This is a genomic window from Halomonas sp. PR-M31, assembly GCF_001039575.1.
Lineage (GTDB): Bacteria > Pseudomonadota > Gammaproteobacteria > Pseudomonadales > Halomonadaceae > Modicisalibacter.
The window spans coordinates 1-22,402 of sequence record NZ_JIBT01000052.1; the positions used below are offsets into that span (position 1 = coordinate 1).

General features: G+C 57.0%; 22 protein-coding genes and 1 pseudogene. 16 read left to right on the top strand and 7 right to left on the bottom strand.

Annotated features, from left to right (window positions below):
• Positions 1-310 precede the first annotated feature (310 nt).
• The 6 genes from tig (at position 311) to CH74_RS13955 (ending at position 8,799) form a co-directional block, all read left to right on the top strand.
• A complete protein-coding gene (tig, locus tag CH74_RS13930; protein WP_048308146.1) occupies positions 311-1,669 on the top strand; it encodes a trigger factor in 1,359 nt (452 codons plus the stop codon).
• Between the two features lie 118 nt (positions 1,670-1,787).
• Positions 1,788-2,408, top strand: coding sequence for an ATP-dependent Clp endopeptidase proteolytic subunit ClpP (gene clpP / locus CH74_RS13935; RefSeq protein WP_048308147.1), 621 nt, complete (start codon positions 1,788-1,790; stop codon positions 2,406-2,408).
• A 68-nt stretch (positions 2,409-2,476) separates the two neighbouring features.
• On the top strand, positions 2,477-3,760 hold the full coding sequence (gene clpX, locus CH74_RS13940; protein WP_048308149.1) for an ATP-dependent protease ATP-binding subunit ClpX: 1,284 nt from the start codon (positions 2,477-2,479) through the stop codon (positions 3,758-3,760).
• 166 nt (positions 3,761-3,926) lie between these two features.
• The gene (gene lon / locus CH74_RS13945; protein ID WP_048308150.1) at positions 3,927-6,335 is read left to right on the top strand and encodes an endopeptidase La; all 2,409 of its coding nucleotides are present in this window, start codon (positions 3,927-3,929) and stop codon (positions 6,333-6,335) included.
• A gap of 175 nt (positions 6,336-6,510) precedes the next feature.
• Positions 6,511-6,783, top strand: a complete 273-nt coding sequence (gene hupB / locus CH74_RS13950; RefSeq protein WP_048308151.1) for a nucleoid-associated protein HU-beta — start codon at positions 6,511-6,513, stop codon at positions 6,781-6,783.
• 180 nt (positions 6,784-6,963) lie between these two features.
• A complete protein-coding gene (locus tag CH74_RS13955; RefSeq protein WP_048308152.1) occupies positions 6,964-8,799 on the top strand; it encodes a SurA N-terminal domain-containing protein in 1,836 nt (611 codons plus the stop codon).
• 80 nt (positions 8,800-8,879) lie between these two features.
• Here the strand turns inward: CH74_RS13955 and CH74_RS13960 are convergent, their stop codons facing one another.
• From CH74_RS13960 to queC, 3 genes are all read right to left on the bottom strand, one after another.
• Positions 8,880-9,170 (bottom strand): YkgJ family cysteine cluster protein, encoded by a 291-nt coding sequence (locus tag CH74_RS13960; protein WP_048308153.1) that lies wholly within the window; start codon positions 9,168-9,170, stop codon positions 8,880-8,882.
• Positions 9,167-10,024, bottom strand: coding sequence for a hypothetical protein (locus CH74_RS13965; protein WP_048308154.1), 858 nt, complete (start codon positions 10,022-10,024; stop codon positions 9,167-9,169). The genes CH74_RS13960 and CH74_RS13965 overlap by 4 nt, the downstream gene beginning before the upstream one ends.
• Before the next feature lie 63 nt (positions 10,025-10,087).
• Complete coding sequence (gene queC / locus CH74_RS13970; RefSeq protein WP_048308155.1) at positions 10,088-10,804, bottom strand: 7-cyano-7-deazaguanine synthase QueC; 717 nt, start codon at positions 10,802-10,804, stop codon at positions 10,088-10,090.
• 275 nt (positions 10,805-11,079) lie between these two features.
• Here queC and CH74_RS13975 point away from each other — a divergent pair, with 275 nt between their 5' ends.
• Complete coding sequence (locus tag CH74_RS13975) at positions 11,080-11,505, top strand: SRPBCC family protein (RefSeq protein WP_048308156.1); 426 nt, start codon at positions 11,080-11,082, stop codon at positions 11,503-11,505.
• Here the strand turns inward: CH74_RS13975 and CH74_RS13980 are convergent.
• From CH74_RS13980 to flgA, 4 genes are all read right to left on the bottom strand, one after another.
• Positions 11,485-12,972, bottom strand: coding sequence for a GGDEF domain-containing protein (locus tag CH74_RS13980; protein ID WP_048308157.1), 1,488 nt, complete (start codon positions 12,970-12,972; stop codon positions 11,485-11,487). The two genes, CH74_RS13975 and CH74_RS13980, sit on opposite strands and share 21 nt — an antisense overlap.
• A 66-nt stretch (positions 12,973-13,038) precedes the next feature.
• Positions 13,039-13,491, bottom strand: coding sequence for a flagella synthesis protein FlgN (locus tag CH74_RS13985; RefSeq protein ID WP_048308158.1), 453 nt, complete (start codon positions 13,489-13,491; stop codon positions 13,039-13,041).
• Between the two features lie 24 nt (positions 13,492-13,515).
• Positions 13,516-13,800, bottom strand: coding sequence for a flagellar biosynthesis anti-sigma factor FlgM (gene flgM / locus CH74_RS13990; RefSeq protein WP_048308160.1), 285 nt, complete (start codon positions 13,798-13,800; stop codon positions 13,516-13,518).
• 124 nt (positions 13,801-13,924) lie between these two features.
• Positions 13,925-14,683 (bottom strand): flagellar basal body P-ring formation chaperone FlgA, encoded by a 759-nt coding sequence (gene flgA / locus CH74_RS13995; protein WP_053070780.1) that lies wholly within the window; start codon positions 14,681-14,683, stop codon positions 13,925-13,927.
• 176 nt (positions 14,684-14,859) lie between these two features.
• On the opposite strand from flgA, the gene flgB reads away from it, so the two are divergent.
• From flgB to flgJ, 9 genes and pseudogenes are all read left to right on the top strand, one after another.
• Entirely contained in the window at positions 14,860-15,273 is a 414-nt protein-coding gene (gene flgB, locus CH74_RS14000; RefSeq protein WP_048308161.1) for a flagellar basal body rod protein FlgB, read from the top strand.
• A 6-nt stretch (positions 15,274-15,279) separates the two neighbouring features.
• Complete coding sequence (gene flgC, locus CH74_RS14005; RefSeq protein WP_048308162.1) at positions 15,280-15,687, top strand: flagellar basal body rod protein FlgC; 408 nt, start codon at positions 15,280-15,282, stop codon at positions 15,685-15,687.
• A gap of 24 nt (positions 15,688-15,711) precedes the next feature.
• On the top strand, positions 15,712-16,410 hold the full coding sequence (locus tag CH74_RS14010) for a flagellar hook assembly protein FlgD (RefSeq protein WP_048308163.1): 699 nt from the start codon (positions 15,712-15,714) through the stop codon (positions 16,408-16,410).
• A gap of 114 nt (positions 16,411-16,524) precedes the next feature.
• Positions 16,525-17,751, top strand: coding sequence for a flagellar hook protein FlgE (flgE, locus tag CH74_RS14015; RefSeq protein ID WP_048308165.1), 1,227 nt, complete (start codon positions 16,525-16,527; stop codon positions 17,749-17,751).
• Positions 17,752-17,848: 97 nt separating this feature from the next.
• A complete protein-coding gene (locus tag CH74_RS14020; RefSeq protein WP_048308166.1) occupies positions 17,849-18,586 on the top strand; it encodes a flagellar basal body rod protein FlgF in 738 nt (245 codons plus the stop codon).
• Positions 18,587-18,620: 34 nt separating this feature from the next.
• A complete protein-coding gene (gene flgG, locus CH74_RS14025; protein WP_048308167.1) occupies positions 18,621-19,403 on the top strand; it encodes a flagellar basal-body rod protein FlgG in 783 nt (260 codons plus the stop codon).
• 35 nt (positions 19,404-19,438) lie between these two features.
• Positions 19,439-20,128 (top strand): flagellar basal body L-ring protein FlgH, encoded by a 690-nt coding sequence (locus CH74_RS14030; protein ID WP_048308181.1) that lies wholly within the window; start codon positions 19,439-19,441, stop codon positions 20,126-20,128.
• A gap of 34 nt (positions 20,129-20,162) precedes the next feature.
• A pseudogene (locus tag CH74_RS14035) lies at positions 20,163-21,286 on the top strand (flagellar basal body P-ring protein FlgI).
• A complete protein-coding gene (gene flgJ / locus CH74_RS14040; protein ID WP_048308168.1) occupies positions 21,286-22,329 on the top strand; it encodes a flagellar assembly peptidoglycan hydrolase FlgJ in 1,044 nt (347 codons plus the stop codon). Before CH74_RS14035 ends, flgJ begins: the two are co-directional and overlap by 1 nt.
• Positions 22,330-22,402 lie beyond the last annotated feature (73 nt).

Consider the following 22,402-nt stretch of genomic DNA (forward strand, 5'->3'; position numbering starts at 1 on the left):
GGTAGAGCCCCGGATTGTGGCTCCGGTGGTCGTGGGTTCGATCCCCATCATCCACCCCAAAATATTGGCTCGATCTCTCCTCATCTCCTGGTTCATTCCCTGTTTTCGCGAATTTCTCATTTGATTATCGATTCGCTTCAAGGCCCCAACAAGCCAATGAATTCAGTATTTTCCTTGTTTACTCTTGCAAGTATCTTCACCTATCCCCATTGAAGCGATGACAGTGTGCTTGCCAGCACGTCACGGTATTCTTAAAATCCAGCACTTTTAAATGCATTCACAAACGCCCCAGCCGGTTAGAGGACCTTTCATGCAAGTTTCCGTCGAGACGACTTCACAGATCGAACGCCGCGTCACGGTTCAGGTGCCCGCTGCAGAGGTCGACCAGGCTGTTGATGCCCGCCTGAAGGACGCCGCCAAGAATGTCCGCTTGAATGGTTTTCGTCAGGGCAGGGTGCCCATGGCCGTCATCAAACAGCGTTATGGTCATGACGTACGCAATGAAGTCGTTGGCGATATGATGCGCCAGCACTACGTCAAAGCGATCACCGAACACAGCCTCAATCCCGCCGGCTATCCTGCGCTGGAACCCACGATAAACGAGTCCGGCAAGGATCTCGAGTTCGTCGCTACCCTGGAAATCTATCCGGAAGTCGAGCTGGCTTCCATCGAAGGCACCGAGATCGAACGTCCGGTGGCCAAGATTGAAGACGCCGACGTCGATCAGATGATCGAGACACTGCGCAAGCAAAATGCCAGCTGGGAGCCGGTCGAACGCGCTGCGGCCGAAGGCGATCAGGTCAAGCTTGATTTCAAGGGCTATCTGGATGATGAGCCTTTCGAAGGAGGCGAAGCCGAAGGCCACGAACTGGTGCTAGGTTCCAATAGCTTCATTCCAGGGTTCGAAGAGCAGCTGGAAGGGGTCAAGGCCGGGGATGAGACTGAAATTAAAGTGACCTTCCCTGAGGATTACCAGGCCGAGCATCTGGCAGGTAAGGAAGCCACCTTCAAGGTCAAGGTGCATCAGGTCAGCGCTCAGCAGCTGCCGGAAATTGACGCTGAATTCATCAAGCAATTCGGTGTCGAAGACGGTGACAAGGATAAGTTCCGTACCGAGATACGCAAGAACATGGAGCGCGAGGTCAAGCAGGCCATTGATAATCGCGTCAAGCAGCAGGCGCTCGAAGCGCTCAAGGATGCCAATGACATTCCGGTGCCTGCATCGCTGATAGAGCAAGAGACCGAAGGTCTCAAGCGCCAGGCGGCTCAGCAGTTCGGCCTGGGAGAAGATTTCGACGTATCCCAGCTGCCCAACGAACTCTTTGCCGATCAGGCCAAGAGCCGGGTGCAGATCGGGCTGCTGCTGGCCGAAGTGATCAAGACCAACGAGCTCGAGGCCAGTGATGACGAAATCAAGGCCAAGGTAGAAGAGCTGGCTCAGCAGTATCAGCAGCCGGAGCAAGTGATCGAGTATTATCTCAAAGACGAACAGATGAAAAATCAGGTCAAGTCTGCCGTGCTTGAAGAGAAGGCGGTTGATAAACTGTTGGAGCAAGCCCAGGTCAAGGAAGTTGAAATGACCTACGAGCAAGCGCTGAAAGCTGCTCAAGAGGGTGGCAAGGAAGACAGTGATGCGGATGAAAACGAAGAAACTTCCGCACAAAGCTGACGTTTAGCCGGCGTCACTATATGAACAAACCCGGCTACGGTCGGGTTGCTAGTCACTAGCGCTTTCAGAGTGCAAACTAGATATGGTTTTTAAATCATCGGATTAGGGTGGTCACGCAATGGGCAACGAGTACGATATTCAAAACGCTGGCGGTCTGGTACCCATGGTCGTCGAGCAGAACGCACGCGGAGAGCGGGCTTACGACATCTACTCGCGGCTGCTCAAGGAACGTGTGATCTTCCTCGTGGGTCAAGTAGAAGACTATATGGCCAATCTGGTGGTAGCACAGCTTCTGTTCCTTGAATCGGAGAATCCGGACAAGGATATTCATCTTTATATCAATTCGCCGGGCGGTTCAGTGACGGCGGGTATGTCGATCTACGACACCATGCAGTTCGTCAAGCCGGACGTATCGACGGTATGTATCGGTCAAGCGGCTAGCATGGGCGCACTGCTGCTGGCAGGCGGTGCCAAGGACAAGCGCTTCTGCTTGCCCAACTCGCGCATGATGATTCATCAGCCATTGGGCGGGTATCAGGGGCAGGCATCGGATATTGAGATTCATACCAAGGAAATTCTCAGCATCCGTCATAAACTAAACAGGATTCTGGCCGATCATACAGGTCAGGACATCGAAACGATCGCTCGCGATACCGACCGTGACAACTTCATGAACGGTACGCAGGCGGCTGAATATGGTCTCATCGACGCTGTGCTGGAAAAGCGTCCGGTCTCCTGATGATATAAACCATAATTTTTGCATATCCTGGCGGTCGTTCCTGACCGCCTCAGCCAAGAGGTACGCTAATGGCCGATGGCAAAGGCAAAGACAAAGACGAGGGTAAACTGCTGTACTGCTCGTTCTGTGGCAAGAATCAGAATGAAGTCCGCAAACTGATCGCTGGTCCCTCCGTCTACATCTGCGACGAATGTGTCGACCTGTGCAACGACATCATTCGCGAGGAAGTCCTCGAGGCCGACGCAGAAGGTGATGAGGATCGTCTGCCGGCACCTCGCGATATTCGCAATACGCTGGATGATTATGTCATTGGGCAGGATCGCGCAAAGATGGTGTTGTCCGTCGCGGTCTACAATCACTACAAGCGTCTGCGGATGCAATCAAAATCCGACGACGTCGAACTGGGCAAGTCCAATATCCTGTTGATTGGACCGACCGGTAGCGGTAAGACACTGCTCGCCGAGACGCTGGCAAGACTGCTTAACGTGCCCTTCACCATTGCAGATGCCACGACCCTTACCGAAGCCGGTTATGTTGGTGAGGACGTCGAGAACATCATTCAGAAGCTTTTGCAAAAATGCGACTACGATGTAGAAAAGGCACAAAAGGGTATTGTCTACATTGATGAGATCGACAAGATATCCCGCAAGTCCGACAACCCCTCCATCACGCGGGACGTGTCCGGAGAGGGTGTCCAGCAGGCGCTGCTCAAGTTGATCGAAGGCACTACGGCATCGGTTCCTCCTCAGGGTGGGCGCAAGCATCCCCAACAGGAGTTTTTGCAGGTCGATACCGGCAACATCCTGTTCATCGTCGGTGGCGCCTTTGCAGGCCTGGACAAGGTGATTCGTGACCGGGCCGAGAAAGGCGGGATTGGTTTCAACGCCACGGTCAAGAGCAAGGACTCCAGCAAGGGCGTTGGCGATGTGTTGCTTGGCGTGGAACCGGAGGATCTGGTCAAGTTCGGCCTGATACCTGAGTTCGTCGGCCGCCTGCCGGTAATCGCGACCCTGACTGAGCTCAGCGAAGACGCTCTGGTCCAGATTCTGACCGAGCCCAAGAACTCCTTGCTCAAGCAGTACGCCAAGCTGTTCGATATGGAGCACGTAGAGCTCGACTTCCGGGAAGACGCGTTACGCGCAGTGGCACGCAAGGCCATGACGCGCAAGACGGGGGCTCGTGGTCTTCGTTCGATTCTCGAATCCGTGTTGCTCGATACCATGTATGAAGTGCCATCCTTGGATAGCGTTACCAAGGTGGTGATAGACGAGTCGGTCATCGTTGGTGATAGCGAACCCTTGCTCATTCACTCCAGCCAGGAGGAAGGCAAGGTGGCGAATAAAGACGGGTGATCCAACGCTATGCAAAGGGGGCCTAACCGCCCCCTTTTTCTTGTCATCGGATACTTGGCGTCCTGCAGCCTGATGGTTGCAAAACGCGATTTCAGCCCCATCAATAGCGATATTTAGTCAGCGCTCATGGGTGCATAATCCCCCCGATTCGTGAGGAACTTCTGCGATGCAGCAGAATGCCGAACAAACGTTCAGTTTGCCCCTTCTGCCGCTGCGAGATGTGGTCGTCTATCCGCAGATGGTAATTCCCTTGTTCGTTGGCCGCGAGAAGTCGATTCAGGCACTCGAGGCCGCCATGGAAGCCGACAAGCGTGTGCTCTTGGTAGCGCAGCGCGAAGCGGGCCAGGACGACCCGGAAACCAACGATCTGTTTGCTGTCGGTACGGTCGCCGAGATCATGCAATTGCTGAAGCTGCCGGATGGCACCGTCAAGGTGCTGATCGAAGGCACCTCCCGTGCCGATGTTCACGAGGTAAGCGTCGTAGACGAAGGCTACAGCATCGCTGAAATCGCGCTGCGTGAAAGCGTGCCGCTCTCCGAGCGTGAGCAGGAATCCCTGGTGCGCGTATTGCTCAATCAGTTCGAGCAATACGTGAAGCTCTCCAAGAAGGTACCCAACGAGGTGCTCAATTCCCTGCAAGGCATCGAGGATCCAAGTCGCCTCGTCGATACCATATGCGCTCATCTGTCGCTGAAGATCGGCGACAAGCAGGAGCTGCTGGAAATGGATCGGGTGCGGGATCGCATCGAGCATCTCATGGCGCTGATCGAATCCGAGATCGACCTGCTGCAGGTGGAAAAGCGCATCCGCTCCCGGGTCAAGGATCAGATGGAGAAGTCTCAGCGGGAGTATTATCTCAACGAGCAGATGAAGGCCATCCAGAAAGAGATGGGTGAGCTCGAGAATGTACCCAACGAGGCGGAAAAGTACGAGCAGGCCATCAAGGACGCCGGCATGCCCAAGGAGGCTGCGGACAAGGCCACCCAGGAGCTTGGCAAGCTGAAGATGATGGCACCCACTTCCGCCGAGGCTACCGTGGTGCGTTCCTATCTCGATTGGCTGATTGCGGTGCCCTGGAAAAAACGTACCCGGGTCAAGCACGATCTGCCGCACGCCAGCAAGGTGCTCGACGAAGATCATTACGGTCTGGAAGAGGTCAAGGAGCGCATCCTCGAGTATCTGGCGGTGCAAAAGCGCGTCAAGAAACTCAAGGGACCAGTGCTATGTCTGGTGGGACCGCCGGGGGTGGGCAAGACCTCTCTTGGACAATCCATCGCTCGGGCAACCAACCGCAAGTATGTGCGTCTTGCGCTGGGGGGTGTGCGGGATGAGTCCGAGATCCGCGGTCATCGTCGCACTTATATCGGTTCGCTACCCGGCAAGATGATTCAGCGCATGAGCAAGGCAGGGGTGCGCAACCCGTTATTCTTGCTCGATGAAATCGATAAGATCGGCATGGATCATCGTGGCGACCCTTCCTCTGCGCTGCTCGAGGTACTCGATCCGGAGCAGAACAACACCTTCAGCGATCACTATCTGGAACTGGATTACGATCTCTCGGACGTCATGTTCATCTGTACCGCCAACTCCATGAATATTCCTGGGCCGCTGTTGGATCGTATGGAGATCATTCGTCTACCGGGTTATACCGAGGATGAAAAGCTCGCCATTGCCAATCGCTATCTGGTGCCCAAACAGCTCAAGGCGAACGGCTTGAAAGAGGACGAGCTAAGCTTTTTCGATGATGCCGTGATGGAAATCATTCGCTACTACACTCGGGAAGCCGGGGTGCGCGAGCTTGAACGTCAGATTGCCAAGGTATGCCGCAAGGTATTGCGCGAGCGCGTCGAGCAAGAGGACCAGGAGGGCGCCATAGCCCCTCGTTCACTGGTGGCTGCCGATATCGAAGCCTATGCGGGTGTCCGCCGCTATAGCTATGGCCTGGCGGACATGGATCATCAGGTAGGGCGCGTCACCGGTCTTGCCTGGACTTCCGTGGGCGGCGAGCTTTTGAGCATCGAATCCGTTGTCACACCGGGCAAAGGTCGAATACACAAGACCGGCTCTCTGGGAGATGTCATGAAGGAGTCGGTGGACGCTGCTCATACCGTGGTGCGCGCTCGCGCAGTGGCCATGGGGATCGACCCGGAGCGTTTCGAGAAGGAGGATCTGCATATCCACGTTCCTGAAGGTGCGACGCCCAAGGACGGCCCCAGCGCAGGCATTGCCATGGTCACCGCCATGGTGTCCGCCTATACCGAACAATCGATTCGTTGCGACGTGGCAATGACCGGTGAAGTCAATCTGCGTGGCGAAGTCATGCCAATCGGTGGTCTCAAGGAGAAATTGCTGGCCGCTCGGCGCGGTGGTATAAAGACGGTGCTCATTCCAGAAGAGAATCGTCGCGATCTCAAGGAAGTGCCGGACAATATCAAGAATGCTCTCGATATTCATCCAGTGCGCTGGATAGACGAGGTTCTCGATCTCGCGCTGGTAAATAATATGGAGGCTAATGGCGACGATAATCGTTCTGATGATGCTGCAACATCCAGTTCGATAATGAGCACTCACTAGCACGTATAATACGAATTACTATATGTCAAACGTAGAAATGGCGCGGGTTTGCGCCTTATTTGCTTGACACAAGTTTCGCGGCATTGCTATAAATTGCGTTTTGCTGCGATCGTGTGAGCTGCCTGAAATGAAGCGCCGAATTACAGTAATTTCTGAAACAGTCAAGGGGTGAAATGTGAACAAATCTGAGCTGATCGAAGCCATTGCTGCATCTGCCGATATTCCCAAAGCGTCTGCAGGTCGTGCCTTGGATGCGATGATCGATTCCGTTACCGACAGCTTGAAAAAAGGTGATTCCGTGGCCTTGGTTGGATTCGGGACGTTCAGTATCAAAGAGCGCGCTGCTCGCACTGGTCGCAATCCGCAAACCGGCAAGCCGATCAACATCAGCGCTGCTAAAGTACCCAGTTTCAAGGCTGGCAAGGCACTCAAGGATTCGGTCAATTAAGCAAACGGTGTTCAGGTGTGAGCCCGGGATCTGGCAGTGATTCCATGATGCCATTGATTCGATTCGTGGCATTGGACATGCTCGATTTCACCAGCCGTTGTTTCTTGTGACCTCTAAGCTAGGCGTATCGCGTAAGCGATACGCTTTTTTATTATTCCGTCTACAGCATTCGAGGTTAGCATGCTGCAACAAATCCGCGACCGTTCCCAAAGTCTGATTGCCAAGATCATCGTGGGTGCCGTTGTCGTTGCCCTTGCGCTTTTTGGTATTGAATCCGTGGTAGGTTTGTTCACTAGTGGCGCTGACGACGTTGTTGAGGTCAACGGCGAGCCTATCACTCGTCAACAGATCGAAACGGAAGTCCAGCGTGGGATTCGTTCCGGCCAGGTTCCGCCGGAGCAGGAGCGCCAGTTGCGCAACCAGGTAACCGAGCAATTGGTGACCCTCAAACTGCTCGATCAGTACATCGCCAAGGGCGGCATGCACGTCTCGGACCAGCAGCTTGACCAGGTGATCGTCAATCGTTCCGAATTCCAGGATCAAAGCGGCAATTTCTCCACGGATCTGTTTCGCAATCGGCTGGCCAGTGCAGGGTACACGCCGCTTTCCTTTCGCCAGCAGCTGAAGAACGATCTTATGCGTCAGCAGATGCAGCAGGGTCTGACCTCCAGTGATTTTCTACTGGATAGCGAACGTCAACGACTCGCCCAGTTGCAGAATCAAAAGCGCAGCTTTCGCTATCATGTACTCACGCCTGAAGAGGTAGACGCGGACATCGAAATCACCGATGCCGATCTGCAATCCTATTACGATGAGCATCAAGCGGAATTTCGCCGTCCGGAAGAAGTTCGCCTGAACTACGTCATTCTCGATCAGGCGGATATGGCCAAGGATATCGAGGTTGACGATCAAGCATTGCGTGAGGCTTACGCCAAGCGTCAAGACAATGCAGAGCGTCGTGTCTCCCATATCATGGTGGCCTATGGCGGCGATCGTACGGAAGAGGAGGCGCGTCAGCGTCTTGAAGAGGCTCGCCAGCGTTTGCAGCAAGGCGACGGCTTTGCCGAGCTGGCAAAGGAGTATTCGGATGACGAGACGACCGCCGATGATCAGGGAGATCTGGGGTTCATCAGTCGGGGTTTCTTCGATGAGGCGTTTGAAAATGCGGCCTACTCCCTCAAGCCAGGGCAGGTATCGGAAATCGTCGAGACGGACAACGGGTTGCATCTCATCAAGGTAACGGAGCTGGATTTACCGCCCATTGACGAAATGCGCGATACGCTGCGTCAGGAGTTGGCGCTCGGGCAGGCCGGCGATCGTTTCAATGATCAGGCGCAGCGTCTGATTGACGAAAGCTTTGCTGCGGACGATCTGGCCAGCGTTGCCGATGACCTTGGCCTCGAGCTACAGCAGAGCGACTGGGTTTCCCGGGACAGTGCCGAAGGGGTGCTGACAGAACCTGGTGTGATGGCAGCGGCGTTTGAACCCGATGTGCTGGAAAATGGCTATAACAGCGAAGTGATCGAGCTCGACGATCAGCGGCGCATGGTGCTTCGGGTTGCGGATCACCGCGAGGCAACGACCTTACCCTTAGAGGAGGTGCGTGCCCAGGTGCAAAAGCAGGTCAAGGCGAGCAAGATCGAGGATGCGTTAAAAGAGCGTGCCAAGGAGTTGGCTTCTTCACTGCGAAGCGATCAGGCACCGAACCTTGATTGGCAGCAGGCCAGTCAGGTGTCGCGCCAGGATGCCGGACAAGGAAATACGAATATTCCCGAGCCCGTGCTGAATACGGCTTTCAAGTTGCCCAAGCCGAATCAGGGCAGCGTCTATGGTCAAGCCAAGGTGGAAGAGGGCGTTGCGCTGATTGCTCTGACCAATGTCAATGAGAGCGAGCAAGACGGGGATTCCCAAGCCACGGCGTTTGCAAGCCAGCTGACTCAGCGGTTGCGGGCTCAGGCTGCGGTACAGGGCCTGCTTGAGGAGCTACGCACCCAGGCGGAGATTAAGCGGCTATAAACGAACCTGAGTCATGTACTCATCTCGCAATAACCTAAGCGCGGCGTTTGCCGCGCTTTTTTTGTATCCGCCACGCGTCTTCAGGTCGCCATTTCCAAGGCGGCAATTCTGTGTAGAGCCTCGTCGCGATGACCGCCGCACAGGTCGATATCGAAGTCGAAACGCAGGCATACCTGCGGCCGCCGGGGATCATTAAACAGGCGACATAGATTGCGTTCATCGAGCTGTAGGCAGCGAACGCCTGCCGGTTTGCCATTGGGCATTCCGGGAATAGGAGAGCTGATGGACGGGGCAATGCAGCAGGCGCCACAGCCAGGACGGCATTCGGAAGAGGCGATATCGTCATTACGCGCCACGCGGGAATAGCTCATGGACTTGCTTCCGCGATGGCGCCCTTGCCGATACCCTCAAACGCTTGAACCCGTACCGTCTGACCATGACTGCGAGCAATTTGCTCGGCAAGCCACGTCGCGATATGGTCGATGCTGGTCGACACAGGGAGTATTTCGCAGCGCTCTCGGGGCAGGCGAAGGAAAAAACGCCCTTGACCTGCGCGATAGCCCAGCGTCAAGTGATCGCCGGATTGTCTACCACCATCTTTCGCAGGGCCTTCCAGAATATCAGCGGTATCCACCAGGTAGCGTTCATTGAGGCGGTGAGCCCAGTGAGCCTCCAATTCAGGTGCGCGTTTTCCATTGCACCAAATATGCAATTTCGAACGATGGCCGTGAACTATGCGTTGCTCGTTATCGGGATGACGCTTCAAGCCGTGACTGTAGGTATAGGCTGCTTCATCGATGAACTCTTCACACAGCCTCAGGCGGATGCTCTGAATACGAGGCGGTGGCAGTCGAGACAGGGCCTCGCTGTAATGCTTTGCCAGACGTTCCAGGTTGATCTCCCCCCAAGGCAGTAGTGTAAAAGCCTGGCGAGGGGCTTTTACTTCCATGGCGTAGGGCAGGGAGGTTCGAATGCATAGACCCTCGGCACACTCCTGCACGTTCAGCTTCGATGCTTGGGTGGGTACAAGAAGCGTTTGATTCACGCTGGCATTCAAACGCGATTTTATCCACGCCGCCACTTCCCTGGAATCGAACAGCACTCCGTCATCATCGAACTCGCCGGTGAGTTCGGCATCGACTTTCCAGCTGGCACCCATCAGACCGCACTGCGGACTCCACAGTGAAACATCGAGATTCGTCAGGTCATTGACGAAAAGCATCATTGCGCGGTCTCCAGGGTTTCACGTACCGACAGTCAAGGTTTTCAGAATCAATCTGCAAGCATCTCATACATTGGGAGAGCCCGGTATTTCAACATAGGGAACAGGATCGACTAGGCCGTTCTTTGCAAAAGCCTCCAGCCGCTCCCGACAACTGCCGCACTCGCCGCAGGCAAGCTCGTTGCCTTCATAGCAGGTCCAGGTGTCGCGATAGTCGAGCCCCATGGCCAGCCCATCGGCAAGAATAGCTGCCTTGTCGACATGCAGGTAGGGCGCCTCTATTCGCACGGCCTCGAAATTGGCAATGGCGGCAACATCGTTCATGCGCTCGACGAATTCAGGTCTGCAGTCAGGATAGAGCACGTGATCGCCACCGTGAGCCCCGTAAAAACATATGTTGGCGCCGATGTTCACGGCTTGAGCGATGGCCAGCGACAGCAGGATCATGTTGCGATTGGGAACTAGCGTTGTCGACATGTTGTCCTGATCATAGTCGCCGCCGGGCAACGATCGGCTGGCGTCGGTCAAGGCGGAATTGTCGATCAAGCTATGTATGGCGCGAATGTCGATCACCTGATGGACAATCTTGCGTTTGCGACAGACCTCTTTGGCAATCTCGAGCTCACGAGAATGACGTTGGCCGTAGTGAAACGAGAGCGCATGCACTTGGTAGCCGCGTTGCAGCGCTTTGTGCAGTACCGTGTAGGAGTCCATGCCGCCGGAGTAGACGACGATGGCTTTGGGGGCTCCCGGGTTTGCGGCGTCGTATCGTTCATTCGTCATGCTGTAGCCTGTCGGAGAATTTTTTGATATCGCAATTTTAAATGTTGTGCCGCAAACCGGGATTTGGGTGTCCGGGATACAAGGATTCGATAAATAAAATCGAGGGATGATGCGCTTGCGGCGTATTGTAACGATCGAGATCAATGCCGACCAGATTGGACAAATGGACCAATAACAATATTGCAGTGGCTACGAGCGTTTCTGAGAGGCTCTGGTGAATCCTGTCGGCTAACGTTACTCTCAAACAAGTCTTTCACTGCCAATCAGGAACGCGCATGGCAACCATTGAACATAGTGCAGTGCTGCACGCGCCACCGGAGAAGGTATTCGTTTTGCTCGAGCGAGTCGAAAACTTCGCCGACTACTCCGACCATATCAAAGGAGTAGAACCCTTGGGACGGCATCGCTACCGTTGGCATATTCATGCCGTAAAGATGGATTGGAGTTTTGATGTCAAGGTGACGGAGGTCAGGCCACCGGAAGTGCTGGCCTGGAAATCGGTAAGTGGTGTAAGCAATAGCGGACGCTATGAGCTGTTGCCCGTACCGGAAGGCACTCGTGTGCGTTTGACCGTCGACTATCACATAGGCAATCGTCTACTGGAAAAAATGGTTAACAAGGCAGCGCGTCCACTGATCAATCAAGTGAGCCAGCAAATTCTCGAACGAGTCGAGGCGCGCTTAAGAAGTGGAGCGCCCTGACGTCACCCTGTCCCGGCCTTCCCGCTTGGAAAGATACATACGATGATCCGCGGTGCGTAACATTTCATCCGGACTTGCAAAGTCCCCCCCATCGAGACTGGCAATACCGATGGAGGCGGTCACGAACAGGATCGTCTCGCCATAGCGCACCAAGGGTCTGGCGCGCAGATTGGCACAAAGCTGATTGGCGAACTCCGTTGCGCTTTTCAGATTGTGACCGGGCAGAATGGCAATGAACTCCTCACCGCCGAAGCGCCCGACGATCATGCCACTTTGGCTCATTTTGTTGAGTAGCACGGCAAATGACTTGAGCGCCACGTCCCCATGATGATGGCCATGCTCATCGTTGATTTTCTTGAAATGATCAAGATCGATGAACACCAGCGCCAGGGGTAAGGCCTCACGTTGGGCCTTGGAAAAATGCGCCACGAACAAGCGTGTCAGATACTGTCGATTGTACAGGCCAGTGAGAGTATCGAAGCGTACCGCCCGGTCCAGCCGGGCATTCAACTTGCGCTGACGCTTCAACTCGCTTTGCTGCTGATCGACCTGCTGATGAAGCTGCAGGTTACGTTCCAGCAGCGCTTTCTTGCCTTCGAACAGCAGCTGATCGGAGTCGACTCGCTCGGGAGGTGCTACGTCGAACATTTCAGCGATCATGGGCAGGCGTGCCTGAATGCTTTCAAGCAGTGCGGCTCGTCCATGCTCCTCACCCAGCCAGGGTTCGATCATCGAAAGAATGCGTTCGCTATCCGGTGCCAGCAGCAGGTCCGCCAGGCGCCCCGACAGCATGACGCATTCGCTGCCACACAGAATGCGCATCTGAGCAGGGTAGTCGTGACTACGGCGAATCCAGTCCCGACAGCGCTGGGACAAGCCCCAGTTCGCTGCAAGCCAGGCACCGACTTCGCTATGATCGGTACCCAGGCCCTCGCGTTCGCGAAGGCTGACATCGTCATGTCGTCGAATGTCCCCCAAAATCTCGGCGTAAGCGGGCCCTTCGATGGCATCCAACGCCAGCATGCCGATGTCCTGCAGCAGGGCGGCGGTAAAGATACTGTCGGTATCGAGCTTTACGGGCAACGATCGCGCCAGCTCCTGGGCAGCCACGGCGCTGGTCAACGAACGTTGCCAGTAGTGGTGCAGATCTAGCCGATCGGGTCTGGCCTGAGTGCCATAGCTGCGGGCCAGGCTGAACCCCAGTGCCAGAGAAACCGTGAGCTCCATGCCAAGGCGCTCCACGGCCTCCCGCAACGTTTCCGCGCTGCGGGACTGAGCGTAATACACCGTATTGGCCAGGGAAATGAGCCGGGCAGTCAAGGCAGCGTCGTGTTGCAAGGCCTCGATGATGGATTGCAACCGGGCATCCGGGTCCTGGGCGAGTTCGATGACCTTGAGCACTGCAGAGGGCAGTGAAGGCAAGTCATGACAGGTGCCGAGGGATTCACGTAGCGTATTGTTGATCAAGGAATGACTCCCCCAGCATGAAAATCAAGGTAGTGCTTGTAAGACATGACAATCGAGAAACAGCGCTTATGCCCGAGATGCAACACTACCCAGGCTCCCCAGACGCGACTGCCCATCGGGTCCATAAAGTGCCTGACCTGCTGCGTTCTGGAGAAAATCGAGAATGCGCTGATTCTGATTCAGTCGTGCGCCTATCAGCAGTCCGTTGAACTGATTGAGCTGCTTGGCATGCAGGGCGCGCTCGCGAAATTCAAGCCACGCCTCCAGGCAATGTGCATCCGTCGCCGCAGTTTCCGCGCCCTGACTGCCTTCCCCATAGCCCAGTTTGCGCTGGGCGACGAGGCGCTGGCTTTCGAGTCGTTCCAATTGCTGGATGAGGGCTTGTTTCTGTCTGGCCTGTTCGGATAGCTGCCGGCCATCGACTTGAGCAGAGGATAGACTCTCTCGCTCCGCCTCCAGCAAGACAATGAAATCGTCGAGATGCTTGCGCTGACGAGCGATATGTTGCGCCAGACTCATGCTGAAGGCCCTCTTTGCAGTGCGTTATTCGGAACGTCCGAGCAGATCGCGAACGCTGTCGATCAAGCCATCGGCGATACGCTCCGAGCGAATCTCCAGGCGTCCTTCGCTGATCGCCTGGCGAATTTCGGCCACCCGAGCGGCATCGACGTCGTGACTCGTATCATTGACGCCGCTGCTCAGATGCGTAACCGCCGCCTTTGACGGGGTAGAGGACTGAGCAGTTTCGTCTTTTTGGCTAGGTACAGCCTTCTTGGTGCCATCGTTTTGATGAACGGACTGTAAAGGCTGGTTGCTATCGATTTTCATGGGAACATCCTTATGAGAGTGCGCTTTCCCAAACTATCGGCCATCCCGCGCGCAACTTTAAGGCGCAGTAGCAAAAAATATGAATTTGTTTTCAAAGAGGTTGCGAGCAAGCCGTTAGAAGGGGTTAAAACGGGACTTCAAGCCGCCCATATCCGGTCACCGTTGCCCTGAGCTGACCACCGTCAGCAATATCAAGTCGCACCACATCCCCGAGACTGCCGTTGTCCAGCGCCTTTGCCTCTCGCCGCACGCTGAAGCCCGCGCCCTTGGCAACCACGGTGACCCGGCTGCCCCGAGTGACCAGTCTTTGCTTACGCAGATGGTGAGTCTGTAAAAGCGCCCCCGCCCGCAGCGGGCGGGTCGCGGTCAATCCCAGCGCGTCGTTGATCTCGAGCAGTGCATGACGCGGCAACCTTTCCAAGCGCCCCTCGACAAGTTCCACATCCCCTGCACCGATCGTTGCACCCGCCTCGATATCCCGCGCGACGACGACATGATCCACCAGCACTGAGACTTCTGCCTGCAAATAGCGGGTTTGACCACTCTCACAGCGAATGCCCACCGAAACACGTCCATAAAGGCGCTGATCCGGATTGGTCAAGAAAGGTTCCGGGTCGTGACAGTCGGCCAGTCGGACACCCCCGGAATGAAGCGTCACCCTGATATCCCGACCCAGATCCTGAGCCTGATGTTCAAGAAATACCCGCACACGCTGTTCGAGCAAAGCGTCGCTGTTTTGCTCTCCAAACGAGGTAGCCCCGGCTTTCGCGGCAAGCAGGATAGAGCACCAGCACAGCAACAGCCCTAGCGGCTTCAGGAACGATCCGAAAATCGTTTTCCTGGCGCGCGTCGGTTCCGAGTCGGCATGTCGCAGAGTCTGCATGGTAATCCTCCCATGATCGAATGCTGCCGATTCTAGGAGAGTACGCAAAAAGTCATGCGCGGAAATGATAGGCAAATCGTGGTTTGTTTTTTCCTTTGGGCGGACGACCGGGCGTCTATTCTCCACCCTGAATCTTTCCCCATCGATTTCCTATTGAACACCAAGGGGCCTTGACGATGTTGGATAAACTCGATGGCGCGTTACGCTTTCACCAGGAAGCACTCAACCTGCGCGCCGAACGACAAAAAGTGTTGGCCAGTAACATCGCCAATGCGGATACGCCTAATTACAAGGCGCGGGACATGAACTTCTCCGGTGAACTTTCCCGGGTGATGAAGCAGGGCCGTGCCGATGCCGACGGTCTCAAGCTGGCCACTACCTCCAGCCGCCATATATCGGCGGAAGGGCCGGCGACTGCAGGTCGTGATCTGCTTTACCGCGTACCCGATCAGCCAAGCCTTGACGGCAACACCGTGGACATGGATCGGGAGCGGGCGCAGTTTGCCGACAATACGGTGCGTTATCAAGCGAGCCTGACCTTCATGAACCGCAAGATCCAGGGCCTGAAGTCGGCCATGCAACCGGAGTAACCCTCGATGTCAATGTTCAGTGTGTTCGATATTTCAGGCTCCGCCATGAGCGCCCAGGCCCAGCGCATGAACGTCACTGCCAGCAACATGGTGAATGCGGACAGCGTGGCAGGGCCGGACGGTGAGGCCTACCGCGCCAAGCAGGTCATGTTCGAAACCCAGTCCCAGGCCGCCACCGGCGTTGGCGGAGTGCGGGTTACCCGCATCGTCGAAGATCCCACGCCGATGCGGGTGGAATATCGCCCGGAACATCCCCTGGCCAATGAAGACGGCTATATAACAATGCCCAACGTGGAGCCGGTCAACGAGATGGTCAACATGATCGCCGCTTCCCGTTCCTACCAAGCCAACGTCGAAGTCATGAATACCAGCAAGACGCTGATGCTCAAGACCCTGACGCTGGGTGAAAACTGATTCGACGCCTCCAGGAGATAGTCCATGGCCAATACGATCGATAGCAGTGTCCTGAGTGCGCTGAATCCTGCCGCTTCCAACAAGCCGGCCCAGGGCAGCACCCAGGAATTGAGCGACAGCTTCATGACCCTGCTAGTGACCCAGCTCAAGAACCAGGACCCGCTGAAGCCGATGGAAAATGCCGAGATGACCTCGCAGTTGGCCCAGATCAACACGGTCAGCGGTATCCAGGAGCTCAACACGACGCTTCAAGGCATTACCGGTCAGATCGATGCGGGCCAGACCCTGCAGGCGACTGCCTTGATCGGCCAGGGCGTGCTGGTGCCGGGCAACCAGATACTCTCCGGCGGTGCGGGTGAGGGCGACACGATCGCGACCACGCCCTTCGGCGTCGAGCTTGCCAGCGCCGCGGACAAGGTCACCGTCACTATCACCAACGCCAATGGCGAAGTGGTACGCCAGTATCTGCCCGAGAAGATGGGTGCCCTGGATAAGGGCGTTCACTCCTTTGCCTGGGACGGTGAACTTGCAGACGGAAGCGCGGCACCCTCAGGTGCCTATCGGTTCAACGTCGAGGCAACCCAAGGAGATGAGCCGGTCAACGTGACCTCGCTTAACTACGCCCTGGTGGGCGGCGTGATCAAGACCGACGGCGGGCCGCGCCTGGATCTGGGCGCCAAGATGGACTCCGCCAGTCTTGACGATGTACGCCAAATTCTTTGAAGCGCTACTTTTTAGCCGTTATTCGTAGCATTCGATTCGCCCTAAAAGCATCACTATAAAAAGCATCATCATAAAAAAAGAAAACATAACCAAATACGCGCAGGAGCAGTACACATGGGTTTTTCACAAGCACTAAGCGGTCTGAACGCCGCCTCGACCAATCTTGATGTGGTCGGTAACAACATCGCCAACTCGCAGACCGTGGGCTTCAAGAGCTCTGGGGTGCAGTTCGCCGACGTTTACGCCGGCGCCAAGGTGGGTCTGGGTACGCGGGTTTCCGCGGTACTCCAGGATTTCAGCAACGGCACCCTGGAAAGCACCAACCGCAACCTGGATCTGGCAATCAGCGGCGGCGGCTTTTTCCGCATGTCCCAGAATGATCAGGTGGTCTATTCCCGCAACGGTCAGATGACCATGACCGCGGACGGCTATCTGCAGAATGCCCAAGGCGCACGACTGACCGGCTTCCCAGCTGGGGCGGGCGCAGGCGCGGAGCCGGTGGCGCTGCGGGTGCCTTCTGATGCGGTCCCGGCCAATGCCACCACCGGTATCGATGCCAGCCTAGTGTTGGATTCCTCGGTGGATAGCATTGATCGTGTTGCGACTCCTTTCGCGCAGGACAATGCCAATAGCTACTCCTACGCCAATAGCGCCACGGTCTACGACTCCCAGGGCAACAGCCACAACGTCACCATGTATTTCAGCAAGGTCAGTGACAACAATTGGGAAGTTCGTCAATCCATTGATGGCAAGATGGCACCTGAAAATCCAGTAGGTAATGCAGGAGCCCCTTTTCCGCCGGGTCAACCCAAGACGCTAACATTTGATACCAAGGGCCAGCTTACTTCTGGTATGCCATTAAATTTTGATTTTGGCGACTTAGGCAATGGTACTGATCCACTGAATGTTGATCTCGATCTAGCTGGTACCACCCAGACCGGCAACAACTTCTCTCTGGATTCCCTGACCCAGGACGGCTACGCCTCCGGCAATCTGGTGGGCATCGCCATCAACGCCGATGGCAGCATCATGGGCAACTACTCCAACGAGCAGTCCGAGGTTTTGGGCACCATCAGCCTGGTGAACTTCCGCAACCCGGAAGGCTTGAAGCCCGTGGGCGACAACGCCTGGGTGGAAACCGGTGAATCCGGCCAGGCCCTTCTGGGCCAGGCGGGTACCGGCATGCTGGGCAGCATCGAATCCGGCGCCGTGGAAACCTCCAACGTGGATCTGACTCGAGAGCTTGTCGATCTGATCATCGCCCAGCGTACCTTTCAGGCCAACACCAACTCGGTTCGGACCCAGTCCGAAGTGCTCGAAAGTGTCGTGAACCTGCGTTAATCGCCGCCCGCCTGCCAGGTATTGAGCCCGGCAGGCGGACACGAGTCGATGCGAATTGATGTGAGCCCACCGAGCCGAATCAGGAGAGCCGGACCCCATGGATCGTCTTCTTTATACCGCCATGAGCGGCGCCAAGCAGAGCATGGATCTGCAGGCAGTCATCAACCACAACCTGGCCAACGTGGCGACACCGGGCTTTCGCGCCGAGCTGCAGGCCCTGCGCTCCGTGCCGGTCCAGGGCGATGGCCTGGCGACCCGCACCGTGGTTGCGGCCACCACCCCGGGCAGCGATTTCACTCCTGGTGCGATCAACACCACCGGTCGGGAGCTGGATATCGCGATCGATGGCGATGGCTGGCTGGCGGTGCAGACCGGTGATGGCGAGGCCTATACCCGTCGCGGCGATCTGCAGATCGATGCCAACGGCGTATTGACCAACATGGGGCGGCCGGTGCAGGGCGACGGCGGACCGATCATCGTGCCTCTGGGTGCTCAGGTCAGCATCGGTAGCGACGGCACCCTGAGCGCCTTGGTTGCCGGCGGCGAGCCCAACACCATGGGTCCGATCGGACAGATCAAGCTGGTCAACCCGGAGCGGGGCAGCCTGGTCCGCGGTGAAGACGGGCTCTTTCGTCCCAAGGCAGGCCCCGGCGTGCTGCAGGCGGACGAGACCGTGCGGGTCGTCAGCGGGGCGCTTGAAGGCAGCAACGTCAGCGCCACGGAAACCATGGTGGCGATGATCGACAGCGCCCGACGCTACGACATGCAGATGAAGAACATCGAGAGTGTCGATGAGAACGCTCAGCGGGCCAACAGCTTGCTATCGGCAAATTAACGCTTCGGCACTCTTTTTTGCGAGGAATTGAAACATGATCAGATCTCTTTGGACGGCCAAGACCGGCCTCGAGTCCCAGCAGCTGCAGATGGACGTCATCGCCAACAACTTGGCCAACGTCAGCACCAACGGCTTCAAGCGCTCCCGGGCGGTCTTTGAGGACCTGTTGTACCAAAACCTGCGCCAGCCCGGCGCCCAGGCCACGGTGCAGGACAATCTGCCTTCAGGCCTGCAGATCGGTAGCGGTGTGCGTCCGGTTGCCACCGAGCGTCTGCACACCCAGGGTGGGCTGGAAAATACCCAGAACTCCAAGGATCTGGCCATCAGCGGCAAGGGCTTCTTCCAGGTGCTGCGCCCGGATGGCACCACCGCCTATACCCGGGATGGCAGCTTCCAGGTCAATCAGAACGGCCAGATGGTCACCGCCGGCGGCTACCCGGTAGAGCCCGCGGTATTCATACCCGAGAATGCGCTGTCGGTGTCCATCAGTCAGGACGGCGTCGTTTCCGTGACCCAGCCGGGCACCTCCGAGTCCAATCAGGTCGGTCAGCTGCTGCTCTCCACCTTTACTAACCCGACCGGGCTCGAAAGCATCGGCGAGAATCTGTACCTCGAAACCAACGCCTCCGGTCCGCGCAATGACAGCGTGCCGGGGCTCAATGGCGCCGGCACCCTGTATCAGGGCTATGTCGAGACCTCCAACGTCAACGTTGTGGAGGAGATGGTCAGCATGATCCAGACCCAGCGCGCCTACGAGATCAACAGCAAGGCCGTGCAGACTTCCGACGAAATGCTGGCCCGTCTGAGCCAGATGTGAGACTAGAACCCATGAGCAACGAGCACCCCATGAAAATGCAACCATCTTCTTTCGTCAGCCAGGCGCTGCGCGTGTTGCTGGTGCTCGTGATTTTAGCGGTCATGGCAGGCTGCGCCCAGATTCCCCGAGCCTCCGTGGTGGGTGAGCAAGAAAGAATCGTTGTGGTCGAGCCGCCGCCGGTCATTGCCAACGGCTCGATCTATCAGCCGGGGCTGGGCTACCAGCCGCTGTTCGAGGACCGTCGTCCGCGCATGATCGGCGACATCCTGACCATCGTGCTGGACGAAGAGGTCAGCGCCAGCAAGAACTCTTCCGCCAATGCCGGCCGGGACGGTTCCGCAAGCCTTGAGCTGACACAGCTACCCGACAAGCTAGACAAGCTTGTCGAATACGGTTTCGACGTTTCCGGGAACAATGACTTCTCCGGCAGCGGCGGCGCTCGGGCGACCAATTCCTTTACCGGTACCATCACCGTGACGGTGCTGGATGTGCTTTATAACGGCAACCTGCGGGTGCGCGGTGAAAAGCAGATCGCCATCAATCAGGGCACCGAGTTCATTCGCTTCTCCGGGGTAGTCAATCCGCGCACCATCAGCGGTCAGAACACCGTGCCCTCGACCCAGGTGGCGGATGCGCGCATCGAGTATGTCGGCGATGGCTATATCAACGAGGCGCAGACCATGGGTTGGCTGCAGCGCTTCTTCCTCAACGTATCGCCTTTCTGATCGGCAATACATGAAACACAGGTCGATGAACATGATTCAACGCCACGGTTATCGCGCTTTCATCCTGCATTCGCTGCTGGCACTGCTGTTGACGCTGTTCGCAGGTCAAACGGCCCAGGCCGAACGCCTGCGCGACCTGGCCTCTTTTGTCGGTGTGCGGGACAACGCCTTGGTGGGCTATGGCCTGGTGGTGGGGCTCGACGGTAGCGGCGACCAGACCACCCAGGCGCCGTTCACCACCCAGAGCCTGACCAACCTGCTTTCCCAGCTGGGTATTACCGTGCCGCCGGGCACCAACATGCAGCTCAAGAACATTGCGGCGGTAATGATCACCGCGGAGTTGCCACCGTTCTCGCGTCAGGGTCAGAAGATCGACGTAGTGGTCTCTTCCGTCGCCAACTCGCGCAGTCTTCGCGGTGGTACCTTGTTGCTGTCACCGCTGAAGGGGGCGGATGGCCGTATTTATGCCATGGCCCAGGGCAACGTGCTGGTGGGTGGTGTGGGTGCCGAAGCCGGCGGCAGCAGCGTGCAGATCAATCATCAGGCGGCAGGGCGCATCACTAACGGGGCTACAGTGGAAATGGAAGTGCCCCTGGTGCTCGGCGCCGATGGCACCCTGGATCTGCAGCTCGATACGTTTGACTTTGATACCGCTCAGCGCGCCGTTACCGCCATCAACAGTGAATTCGGTGCCCCGGTGGCGTCCGCATTGGATGGTCGGGTCATTCGATTGAATGCGCCCATCAACAGCAACGATCAAGTGCGTTTCATGGCCCGGGTGCAGAATGTGGACCTGGCCTTGGGCGAAGGACCGGCGAAAGTCATCATCAATTCCCGTACCGGCTCCGTGGTGCTGACCAGTGCGGTGACCCTGAACCGGGCCGCAGTGCCCATGGGAATCTGTCGATCACCATCGACTCCAACCCCCAGGTCAGCCAGCCCAATCCTTTCGGTGGCGGCGATACCGTGGTGGTGCCAAACGCGGACATCAGCGTGGCCCAGGAAGGGGGCGCCCTGCAGCTGCTGCAGACCAGCGCGGATTTGGCGGAAGTGGTCAGCGCCCTCAACGCACTCGGCGCCACGCCCCAGGATCTGATGTCGATTCTGCAGGCGCTGCAGGCGGCGGGCTCACTGCGTGCTGAACTGGAGATCATCTGATGAGTGCCGGCGATATCAGCAGTCAATTCGCCCTCGATCTGCAAGGATTGCAGCGACTCAAGCACACGGCCAGCCGCGCACCCGGGGAGGGCCTCAAGGCCGCGGCGGAGCAGTTCGAGTCGGTCTTCTTGCAGATGATGCTCAAGAGCATGCGGGAAGCGATCCCCGAATCCGGCCTGATGGATAGCCAACAGACGAAGTTTTATACCGAAATGCTCGACAAGCAGTGGGCACAGCATCTATCCGGGCAGGGCGTCGGTCTTGCGGAACAGCTAATCAATCAGCTCGAAGGACGCGGTTTGGTGCCCAAGGCTTCCAGCGTCAGTGAAAATCTGATCGCCGGCATTCCTCGCGGCACGCCGCGGCTGCTGCATGGCGGTTTGAATAGCGGTTTGAATAGCGACCCGGTCAGCGCTATAGACAAGGCGACCAGCGCAACGCCTGCCCCTGCGACAGCTAATGGCCCGGTACGGCTGGCGGATGAGCTGGATTTGAGACCACGAAATCCGGCAGTCACGTCACCCGCTGGGCCTGATGCCGAGCCGTTACGTGAGCGGCCGGATCATGTGGCCCAGTTCCTCAATAAGCTCGAGGGCCCAGCAGAGCGCGCCAGTCGCACCACCGGCGTGCCTGCCAAGCTTATCCTGGCCCAGGCCGCATTAGAAACCGGCTGGGGGCGTCATGAGATTCCAGATGCCAGTGGCGGTAATAGCCACAACCTGTTCGGCATCAAGGCTGGCAGCCGCTGGCAGGGCGACACCACGGATATCACCACCACGGAATACATAAATGGGCGCCCAGTGCAGCAGGTGGACCGCTTCCGAGTCTATGGCTCCTTTGAAGACGCCTTTACCGATTACGCTCGCCTGATTGGCGACAACCCGCGCTACAGCGGGGTAGTCACCGCCCCGGATGCAGCGTCCGCGGCCCGAGCGCTACAAAGTAGCGGCTATGCCACGGACCCGGCTTACGCCAATAAGCTGATCGCGGTGATGGACAGCTTTGGTTCGCCAAGGCAGTCCGCCTCGTTGAGTGCTTTTTAAGTAAGAAATGACGGGAAAATTGCATCTGAAGCTCAAGTCGAGACGATTCCCGCCGATAACCTTGATAATCGCT

Bases quoted from the DNA above. Each gene is read 5' to 3' on its own strand.
- CH74_RS13955 (WP_048308152.1), top strand. From the start codon at position 6,964: ATGCTGCAACAAATCCGCGACCGTTCCCAAAGTCTGATTGCCAAGATC.
- flgB (WP_048308161.1), top strand. From the start codon at position 14,860: ATGTTGGATAAACTCGATGGCGCGTTACGCTTTCACCAGGAAGCACTC.
- CH74_RS13975 (WP_048308156.1), top strand. From the start codon at position 11,080: ATGGCAACCATTGAACATAGTGCAGTGCTGCACGCGCCACCGGAGAAG.
- flgM (WP_048308160.1), bottom strand. From the start codon at position 13,800: ATGAAAATCGATAGCAACCAGCCTTTACAGTCCGTTCATCAAAACGAT.
- clpP (WP_048308147.1), top strand. From the start codon at position 1,788: ATGGGCAACGAGTACGATATTCAAAACGCTGGCGGTCTGGTACCCATG.
- CH74_RS13965 (WP_048308154.1), bottom strand. From the start codon at position 10,024: ATGATGCTTTTCGTCAATGACCTGACGAATCTCGATGTTTCACTGTGG.
- CH74_RS14010 (WP_048308163.1), top strand. From the start codon at position 15,712: ATGGCCAATACGATCGATAGCAGTGTCCTGAGTGCGCTGAATCCTGCC.
- CH74_RS13985 (WP_048308158.1), bottom strand. From the start codon at position 13,491: ATGAGTCTGGCGCAACATATCGCTCGTCAGCGCAAGCATCTCGACGAT.
- clpX (WP_048308149.1), top strand. From the start codon at position 2,477: ATGGCCGATGGCAAAGGCAAAGACAAAGACGAGGGTAAACTGCTGTAC.
- flgG (WP_048308167.1), top strand. From the start codon at position 18,621: ATGATCAGATCTCTTTGGACGGCCAAGACCGGCCTCGAGTCCCAGCAG.
- flgC (WP_048308162.1), top strand. From the start codon at position 15,280: ATGTCAATGTTCAGTGTGTTCGATATTTCAGGCTCCGCCATGAGCGCC.
- queC (WP_048308155.1), bottom strand. From the start codon at position 10,804: ATGACGAATGAACGATACGACGCCGCAAACCCGGGAGCCCCCAAAGCC.
- CH74_RS14030 (WP_048308181.1), top strand. From the start codon at position 19,439: ATGCAACCATCTTCTTTCGTCAGCCAGGCGCTGCGCGTGTTGCTGGTG.
- flgJ (WP_048308168.1), top strand. From the start codon at position 21,286: ATGAGTGCCGGCGATATCAGCAGTCAATTCGCCCTCGATCTGCAAGGA.
- CH74_RS13960 (WP_048308153.1), bottom strand. From the start codon at position 9,170: ATGAGCTATTCCCGCGTGGCGCGTAATGACGATATCGCCTCTTCCGAA.
- flgE (WP_048308165.1), top strand. From the start codon at position 16,525: ATGGGTTTTTCACAAGCACTAAGCGGTCTGAACGCCGCCTCGACCAAT.
- flgA (WP_053070780.1), bottom strand. From the start codon at position 14,683: ATGCAGACTCTGCGACATGCCGACTCGGAACCGACGCGCGCCAGGAAA.
- lon (WP_048308150.1), top strand. From the start codon at position 3,927: ATGCAGCAGAATGCCGAACAAACGTTCAGTTTGCCCCTTCTGCCGCTG.
- tig (WP_048308146.1), top strand. From the start codon at position 311: ATGCAAGTTTCCGTCGAGACGACTTCACAGATCGAACGCCGCGTCACG.
- CH74_RS14020 (WP_048308166.1), top strand. From the start codon at position 17,849: ATGGATCGTCTTCTTTATACCGCCATGAGCGGCGCCAAGCAGAGCATG.